9 protein-coding genes are annotated in these 9,103 nt (G+C 38.9%); 2 read left to right on the top strand and 7 right to left on the bottom strand.

Going from position 1 to position 9,103, the window contains the following annotated elements:
* Positions 1–109: 109 nt before the first annotated feature.
* The gene (locus AC1DSE_RS24065; RefSeq protein WP_477509246.1) at positions 110–1,498 is read right to left on the bottom strand and encodes a family 4 glycosyl hydrolase; all 1,389 of its coding nucleotides are present in this window, start codon (positions 1,496–1,498) and stop codon (positions 110–112) included.
* 175 nt (positions 1,499–1,673) lie between these two features.
* Between AC1DSE_RS24065 and AC1DSE_RS24060 the strand changes: the two genes are divergently transcribed.
* Positions 1,674–2,525 (top strand): helix-turn-helix transcriptional regulator, encoded by an 852-nt coding sequence (locus AC1DSE_RS24060; protein WP_477528299.1) that lies wholly within the window; start codon positions 1,674–1,676, stop codon positions 2,523–2,525.
* Between the two features lie 284 nt (positions 2,526–2,809).
* Here the strand turns inward: AC1DSE_RS24060 and AC1DSE_RS24055 are convergent, their stop codons facing one another.
* Positions 2,810–3,400: a TetR/AcrR family transcriptional regulator gene (locus AC1DSE_RS24055; RefSeq protein ID WP_477509248.1), complete on the bottom strand. Its 591-nt coding sequence runs from the start codon at positions 3,398–3,400 to the stop codon at positions 2,810–2,812.
* A 149-nt stretch (positions 3,401–3,549) separates the two neighbouring features.
* Here AC1DSE_RS24055 and AC1DSE_RS24050 point away from each other — a divergent pair, with 149 nt between their 5' ends.
* Entirely contained in the window at positions 3,550–4,464 is a 915-nt protein-coding gene (locus tag AC1DSE_RS24050) for a ketopantoate reductase family protein (protein ID WP_477528298.1), read from the top strand.
* Positions 4,465–4,693: 229 nt separating this feature from the next.
* On the opposite strand, the gene AC1DSE_RS24045 is transcribed toward AC1DSE_RS24050, so the two are convergent.
* The 5 genes from AC1DSE_RS24045 to AC1DSE_RS24025 all read right to left on the bottom strand — a co-directional run.
* Positions 4,694–5,440, bottom strand: coding sequence for an ABC transporter permease (locus AC1DSE_RS24045; RefSeq protein WP_477509334.1), 747 nt, complete (start codon positions 5,438–5,440; stop codon positions 4,694–4,696).
* A 10-nt stretch (positions 5,441–5,450) separates the two neighbouring features.
* On the bottom strand, positions 5,451–6,377 hold the full coding sequence (locus AC1DSE_RS24040; protein ID WP_477509250.1) for an ABC transporter ATP-binding protein: 927 nt from the start codon (positions 6,375–6,377) through the stop codon (positions 5,451–5,453).
* A 102-nt stretch (positions 6,378–6,479) separates the two neighbouring features.
* Complete coding sequence (locus AC1DSE_RS24035; RefSeq protein ID WP_477509251.1) at positions 6,480–7,175, bottom strand: response regulator transcription factor; 696 nt, start codon at positions 7,173–7,175, stop codon at positions 6,480–6,482.
* Between the two features lies 1 nt (position 7,176).
* Positions 7,177–8,088: a sensor histidine kinase gene (locus AC1DSE_RS24030; protein ID WP_477509252.1), complete on the bottom strand. Its 912-nt coding sequence runs from the start codon at positions 8,086–8,088 to the stop codon at positions 7,177–7,179.
* Between the two features lie 464 nt (positions 8,089–8,552).
* On the bottom strand, positions 8,553–9,103 hold a 551-nt coding region (locus AC1DSE_RS24025), incomplete at its 5' end, for a phosphotransferase (protein ID WP_477528297.1).

Raw genomic sequence — 9,103 nt, 5'->3', positions numbered from 1 at the left:
GAGTTAAACCTAATAAAAATAGCTCATGCAATTTCAGCATGAGCTATTTCAAGTCTATTGTTTTGAAAATATTGTTTAGGCATTCAGATTGTATGTTTGCCGTACTTGTTTACTCGTACCAATATTCGGGGATGATCTCCCTTTCCTGTTCCAACAACTCTTTAATAATTAAATCCGCATCATGTATGGAATTCACAAGCGGATCGATCATCATCGCTCTTCTCAATTTCGTGAAGCTCCGTTCCACAACAGCCTCCGCAGTCAGTTCGTGCGTATCCAGCACCAGCTCCTGCATGCCCCGGATTCCCCTCGGCATTTCACCCATATGAAGCGGTTTGATTCCGTCCATGCTTACTTCGCTTAACAACTCAAGGAACGAGTCGTTATTCATGTTGGTCACAGCACCGTTATTGAGCGTATTAATAAAGAACCGCTTGTTCAAATTCCCCACCATGTTTTCGATAATATCCGTAGCGTGATCGGGTCCGAAAGATTTCATATAATCGGCGATAGGATTTTTCCCTGAGATGAAGTCATCCACTTGCCGCCACATTTCCTCATGCCGTTTATACCGGTCTTCCGTTTCCCAAATCGATAAAGGCGGGATGACGTCTTCCTTCTTGCCAAGCCCCTGCCAATACCGGACATATTCTTTGGTATGGGCCGTACATGTTGGAATATACCCGAAAATGTTATAAAGTTCATAAGTGATTGCATCGTTATAAAGTGCCTTTGCTCCTCTATCCCCACCGTTGTTTTCCGTTCCTGCCGACCTCCTTAATGCCTCGGCAATCGGAGCCATAACATTCTTTCCGTCATACTCCGCCTTAAGCAGCCAGGTGAAATGATTGACACCGGCAACGCGGAAATCAAATCTCCGATCGATCTCCTCATTGAATTCACTTTGATCCTGAATGATACCCGCTCGAATCGCGTAGTAAGCTTTCTTGTTCGGCATGTGATGGGAGTCGCAAAGCGCAAAGGATTTAAGTTTCGGCGCATATCGGCTTAACGCGATCCCATGGACGGTAGATGGATTGATGTAATTGATTACCCACGCATCCGGACAAAGTTCCTCAATGTCTTTAGCGCATTCCATAATGACTGGCAGCTCTCTCATTGCCCTGAAGATTCCGCCTGGACCGATGGTATCCCCAGAGCACATCCGAATTCCATATTTTAAAGAAACCTGGCAATCGATGCCACGGTATTTGACGGTATCCTCAGCAAAGCTGAGAACGACGAAATCCGCTCCCTTCAATACCTGTCTCCTATTCGTCGAGCCTTCCACTTTAAGAGATACATTGTTTTCCTTTGCAACCATTTCAGCGAGCCTTACCATCTTGGATAGTTTTTCTTCATCAGTATCTACTAAAGAAAGTGTTCCGTTATTCAAATATTTAGAGTGAACCATTTGCCAGATTGACTGCCGCCCAAAGAAAAGACTCCCAGCCCCAATGATAACTACCTTCGGTTGTGAAACATTCGAATCCATCATGATCAAGTCCTCCTAACTGGTTATAACCTAATTATAGGAGAATGGTTTAAAAGTAGAATATGAGATAGTTTCACTTTCATGTCAAATAGTACGAATATTTGTGATTAACAAATCCAGTGATATACTAAAATAATATGAGCAATGTCTTCTGGTTGAGGAATGTAGAGGGATGCCAATGGATAAGAATATGACGGATATGGGGATTCTCAATGAATTGTCGGAATTGATCTCGCTTCGAATGAAATCCTTCTTTGAGCTTACCCACGACACGAAATGGATTGAACACAAGGCACACACCGACTATGATCTTTGGTTCATTCAATCGGGAATCGTTACCATTACTATCAATGGTTTTGAACATACAGCAAACCCGGGAGATGTGGTCTTTTTTTACCCAGGGGTTCCCTATATGGCAGCAGCTAGTGATAAGGGATGCCGGTTTATTTACATTCATTTCGATTTTGAAATCGGCAAACAACAACGAATTCTAAACGATTTTCAGCTCTCGGGGGTCATACCGCAAGAGCTGATCCGGGAAGAAGCCATTTTGTTCGGCAAAGCCTTTACGCAATCGAATCTATTACGAAGCATACCTGGGAACCGTTTATATTTAAAGGCTTGTCTGACGGCCGTTATTGCCAAAATTATTGAACTCCACGGGCTTGGCCAATATACCGGCACATTTCTGAATGGGAGAACGTCAAGAAAAGTACAGAGCAATTTGGACGTGTTGCAGCMAGTGTTCAAATACGTTAATAACCACCTTCACAAATCTATTAAAATAAAAGAGCTTGCAGCGTTTGTAGGCATATCAGAAAAATATTTTATTACTTATTTCAAGAAAGCCTTGGGCATTACTCCGGGACAATATATTTACCAGATTAAAATGAACAGGGCGAGAGAATATTTGAACGAAAAGAAATATACGATTCAACAAATTGCTAACCTTCTGGGTTATCCTGATCCGTTTACCTTTTCGAAATCTTTTAAAAAATACTATAACGTTGCACCGTCAAAGTTCGAGTAAAAAGCTGTCAGAGGACATGCCCTTAACAGCTTTTTGTCTCCCGTTTCTGCTCAGGCACGTAAATAACTTGTTTCTCATTAACCCGATAGCGATCGCTGAGGTTCGAGCGTAATTTATATGAATATCATCAATAAATTGATAAGATGGGGATCCTTTATCAGCATCTAACCCTGAAAAAACCACTATAGATCATAAAACTGTATATCAAGAATGCGCCAATGGTACCCGCCAAATGGCAAGATGAGCCGGTATTAAAGTCCCTCATTCTCTTTCTCCTCGTCCCCTTACTTTTTATTCGAATCAAGGCGCCGCGGATTGACCGTGCCAAAGATATGATACGGTGTTATCCCATTTGCAAATAGGCTATCTACCAACTTGACCAATTCTTCCGACGATAGATCTTTGCCGTTTCGTATCCAAAGGCGAAACGTAGATATTAATGTTGATATGTAAAACTCAATTATGTATGGTGCTAAGACATCATTTGTTGGAAAGTCCACAATCAATCTCTCAAAGGGAATTTCTCTTTTCAGGCGTTCAATAAAATGAACAGAACCATAGTCTCCCAAGAGGGCTTTAAGAACTGAAATTTCCTCTGCATTTTCCAAGCATTGAAGTGCATCTTGGAAAGTATGTGTAGAAAACTCTCTGCCTGCCATTTCCTCGTTAATGGATTTCAAGACACGCTCTTCAACGCAGTCCAACAACTCATAGATATCCGTAAAGTATTGATAAAATGTACTGCGATTATATCCTGATTGGTTAGCAATCTCTTGAATGGATATTTTTTCAATTGGTTTTTTGCTATATAAATCACAGAATACATTTATAAATGTTTGCCTTGTTTTGTCCGTAATTTCAGGTTGCTTTTTCATTATTTTCCTCCATTTGTCTGTTCAATCGATTATACGACAAATATTAAAAATCTGATGGTTGATGAGCGTATAGTGAGTCTATACAATAACATTATACAACACGTTGTTTGATCAATAACAAGGATTAATATATATTTTTAGGAGGCAATATGAGAATTTTATTCTTCGGTAGAGGTGTAATATCGACCCAATATGCCTGGGCTTTTGAAAAGGCAGGGCATACAGTTGAGTTTTACGTTAGAAAAGGGAGAAAAGAAACCTTCGGAAGCAACATAGAGCTTGAAATGTGGGACGCACGAAGAGGGAAACAGCTAATAAAAGAAAGCTGGAACGTCAAGCTGCATGAGGAGATGAGCCCAAATTATGATCTCATTATTGTGAGTGTCAACACGGAACAACTTCCAAAAGCAGCACAATTACTATCGACAGCTGCTGGAAACACCCCTGTCCYAATATTTAATAACGTGTGGCAAGATTTGAAATCATCGATCTCACCATTGTCTATGAACAATGTTGTCTTTGGCTTCCCAGGAGGCGGCGGCGGCATCGCGGACAATAGGCTTAGGGGTGGCTTTTTGAAAATGCTATTTCTGGAAAAACCACGGATAGGCACTGAACATATTAACAATAAGGTCAAAGAACTATTTGAAAGTGCCCATTTTAAAATTACTTGGATAAAGGATATGCAAAACTGGCTATGGAATCACTTTGCCATGAATGCGGCTATAGAGACCGAGGTGTTAAAACTGGGAAGTTTTCCAGCACTCATGAATCATAGTGACTCATTCGCAAATGTTGGTAAGAATATGAGGGAAATTAGCCCTGTGCTTAAAGCAAGAGGTGCAAAGATTGATAAGATTTCTTTACTGTTAACGAAGATTCCACCAGCACTTCTCGGTACGCTTTTTAACAAGATTATTTTTGCGAAGGGCAGCTTACCACGACTTTTCATCGAATACAACAATAGTAAAGCAGGCTTTGCGGTAGTTGAAGTTGTGAGAGAAGCAAAAAAGTTAGGTATACCTTTACCACGTCTTACTGTGGCATTTGAAAACAATGAATAACACAAAGCTATTGAAAATTCCATATCATAAAAAACTTTGGGTATAACAAATATAGCCCGAACTTTAGAAGCTTCGGGCAAAGTATCTATTTATTAAAGCAGGTAAACATGGCTCCAAAACACTACTCCCTGACCAACAGCACACCTAACTTCAAGTATTCACTTTTTTGTTGGGGAGTGTAACCAACCAGTTCGTCCTCCCATCATTGCTAATTGCACAGCCCTAAATACTATTTCAGATCCTCTTTGATCTTATATCTGATGGCTATAAATGAAAATATAACTATGAAAACAATCGACACGCTAGCTACATGAACAAGATCATTTATATTATCAAAATCTCTTGCGCTTAAGATCGTATTAACTATTAAGAAAGAGGACAAATGAACGCCATCAATGATGGATTCCAAGACAGTTACAATCATTCCAAAAACATTCAACGATAGAACAAATCCAACTACAATACTAGTAATCAAGCTTTTGCTAATGATGGAGATGCATAAGATTACAATTGAAAATGCCCAATGAAGTAAAAATTGGCCGATCAACAATTTCGCAAAATAACCCCCATCTCCAATCATTGCATGATCAAAGAAAATTGATCTTCCGATCATATCCGCAACGATCATGACAATAAATGTAAGCAAAGTGAATAGGCCTGCAATTAATATTTTTGAAATAACAGTGTACATCCGCGCACGCTTCATGGAAATGTAATTTTTATAAAACCCAGAGTTATGTTCACTCATATAGAAGTAAACAACAAATACAGCAATATAAATCAGCGGCCACAATGGGATTTGAGACATCATGACTTGGATGAACTGACTTTCGTTCATCGAGCTGATCAGCATATCCCCACTTTCTCCGGGCTGCTCGTATTTTCCCAACATAAATATACCGAATATTTGAAAAGCAAAAAAAATTAACAGTAATATATAAATCATTTTATTTGATTTAAAACGGTGAAAGTCCATTTTGAGAATATTAATCACGGCTCCCACCCTCACTTTCTATCCGTGCCAAAAAATATTGTTCTAGGCTTTGTTTATGCTTGATAATCGAATGAACAGTTATGCCGCTTTCAACTAAGGTCTTGATGATATGTTGGTTCTCAAGATGAGCATCATATACATACACCATACGCTCATTTATGACTTTGTAATGATTAATATGCAATTTTTGTTCTAAGATGGGAACAGCCGAGCTTGCTTTATCCACTTCTATTTCAATACGATCTTCGCATTGAAGCAGCAGTTGCTCCCTTGAATGGTGTTCGATGATTTCTCCTTGATGTACGATTGCATATTGCGTCGCTACTTTCGATAACTCTTCCAAAATATGACTTGAAATAATGATGGTCATTCCCGTTTTATTCAATTCCAAAATCATATTTCTAATCTCAGAAATTCCTTGCGGGTCCAAACCGTTGATCGGTTCATCCAAAATCAAGACATCTGGGCTTCCAATTAATGCAGCTGCAATTCCAAGCCTTTGCTTCATGCCCATTGAATAATTTTTCACCTTGGTCTTGTTCGAACCTTCCAATCCGACAAGCTTCAGCAGCTTGTTAATATGCTCTTTCCGATTAGTCAATCCATAAGAGATTGCGATTAATTCCAAATTTTCATAGGCAGTATGATGGGGATATAACCCTGGATTTTCAATGAGTACGCCTATTCGTTCAAAATAAGGGTGATTATCCTTCACTGGACGATCAAATAATTTAATTTCTCCTGAAGTCGGGGATATCAATCCAGCAATCATCTTTAGCAAGGTGGATTTTCCCGCTCCATTTTGGCCTATCAAACCGAAGATTTCACCTTTACCTATTTTAAACTCTACCTTACGCACTGCTGTTTTCCCTTTAAATTGTTTGGTTAATTGACTTACTTCAATAATTGCTTCAGCCATATTCGCACCTCCTTGTCAATAAAATAACAAAAAGAAGCTAACATATCGTCAATAAAAGATTAAGAAAGTTCAAAGAAGATTAGGGCCGGTTTAAGGCACTCCCTATGGTGCCAGCCTGAAACCAATGCCCCAAATGGTGTCAATATAAGCCTCATCGTCAACCCTTTTGATTTTATTGCGAATATTGCTAATGTGAACGGTAATGGTTTTGTCCTCACCTATGTATATATCTTCCCATGCAAGCTCATACAGATCCTGCTTTGTAAACACTCGGGTAGGATTCTTAAGCAGCAGCTCAAGGATCTTGTATTCCTGTCTTGTAAGTTTCAAATCTGCTTGATTGACGCTAGCGTTCATCGTTCCGGTATCTAAAAGTAGATTTTTATGACGATAGCGAGTGGCAGAATCCGTTCGGGAGGTTCGTTTGACATGTACATTAACTCGGGCAAGCAATTCCTCCACCTCAAACGGTTTCGTGACATAATCAGCGGCTCCCAACTTAAACAGATTTAATTTATTATCCAATTTGTCCTTGGCTGATAGAACTATAACTGGTGTGTCAGAGCTTAATTCTATTCTTAGCCGATGCATAAAATCTTCCCCCGAGAAGCCAGGAAGCATGAGGTCCAAAATAATAAGCTGATACTCGCGATGAGTGACGTTCATGATTCCCTCACTGCCAGAATACGCTTGCGTGCATTGAAACTTCTCTTTTCGAAGCACATCATAAATAATATTGTTGATATGCACGTCGTCCTCGACAATTAGAATTTTGAGGTGGTGCGTGTCATTGTACACGTCAACTCTCCTTTACGATTTTCTTAAAAGCTAAGCTGATGCAAAACTGCTCATCGTTCAGGTCAGCTTGCACATAACCATTCATTTTCTCCATCAGTGATTTCACGATAAAAAGTCCCAGTCCTGAAGATTGGTTCGTACGCGACGGATCTGCTTTGTAAAAGCGAGTAAATATGTTGTCGAGGCTCAGCAGATGATTTCGCTTCAGTACATTGGAAAAATGAAACAAAACCTCGTCCTGCTTCTCCTCATAACGAATGCTTAGAGCACCTTCACTATGCATAAAGTAATTTTTGATCACATTCTCAAATACTCTTTCCAACGCACTTTCATTTCCTACTATAAATAGCGGTGCTTCCACCATGCAGATGTTTGGTTCATAGCCACTTCGCAAAAAATCGTCGATAAAGGTAAACAGACGTTTATTTAACACTTTTATCACATCAACTGGCTCAAGCTCCAAGATGTAATCTGGGTTTTTCAGTTTCGTATATAGGAACAGCTCGTCAACAAGTGTAATAATCTGTTTCATTCTAGTCTGTGCCAGACTAACATACTCTGTTTTTTCTTTAAGATACTCGGATCGTTCCGCCAATTGCAGATAGCCGTCAAGTGAAGTCAGCGGGGTTCGTATATCGTGGGACAAGCTCATAATGGTCGCGTGGATTTCTTCCTTTTGTTCGATAAAATCTTGCTTCAACTTTCGTTGATCACGAAGCATTGCATTACATAAATCGATTAACCGATGAATTTCTTTTGGCTTAATTTGTGTTTGTATCATTTTGAATGAATGATGGTCTGATATAAAAGATAATTGGTTGCCGATATCCTTAATTTGGTTTTTGTAATACACAAGGTAAACGGATTGAATGATTAAAGCAGCCAGTATGACGATTAAAATAATATAAAACATAGAATCACTTCCTTTCTGACACTTGAACCATCTCGTTCTCCTGTATTTCAACTCTCTAACTCTTGGAAATTTATACTTGAAGACTATATTCAATAATTTATAATTATATCCTTCAATAACGCTCTATTTCGACAACATTCAAATTTATACACTAATTATTGTCTCAAKAAGGTACCATTAAAGCAATAAACCACATAATAATAGTTTATACAGTACATGTATATCCATAGATACAAACAAAGCCCAGGCAGTATACTGCCGGGCTTCAACTTGCAGGAAAATGTGGCTCTTAGCTGCTAAATTCTTACCAACAACACACAGCACTCCACATGACTGGAGTACGTAATATTGCGATGAATCAAGGCACTATTATCGTAAGTTTTTTTTAGATACATAAAGAAAAAGATCACCTATGATAAGGCGATTTCTTCAACTTTCGTTCCACKTTAGCGGAATGACATTTCTTAATCTGAAAGAGCACGTTTTATGTTTGCTTTTGCTTCATCAACCAACCTTTCATCTTTATCATCAATTGCCTGCATCATTATCAAAATGGGAATATATATGGCAATTAATCGAGATAAGATCTTCGTTTCTTCATCTACATCCCCATATTCTTTGAAAAAGTCAGAACGCGCATCCGGAGGTAAAAAGCTATACACAACATTCAAATCACAAGCAGGATGTCCTATATTGATATCTCCCCAGTCGATAATCCCTGAAACTCTTCCATTCTCATCTACCAGTATATTTTTAAAATGAAGGTCACCATGAAGGAATACATACTTTTGATTCACTCTTTCAGTTCTGAGCTGTTCCAAATAATTTGATATTGCATGATACTCTTCTTCACTGAAATGAAGGGCAAGATCGGAAATGAATTTATGTATCTTCTTCTTACGCATCGCAATATCAGTCAGATTTCTATGGTCATATTGAGCTCCATTTTCTTGGGCAATTTGCACAGGGAATGCATGTAAGCTTTTTAAAAATTGCGCGAGCGTTGTTGCTGATA

The organism is Paenibacillus sp. 01L418, from assembly GCF_056400045.1.
The sequence above is the reverse complement of the archived record's forward strand: the minus strand, read 5'-3'. Positions and strand labels throughout refer to the sequence as shown.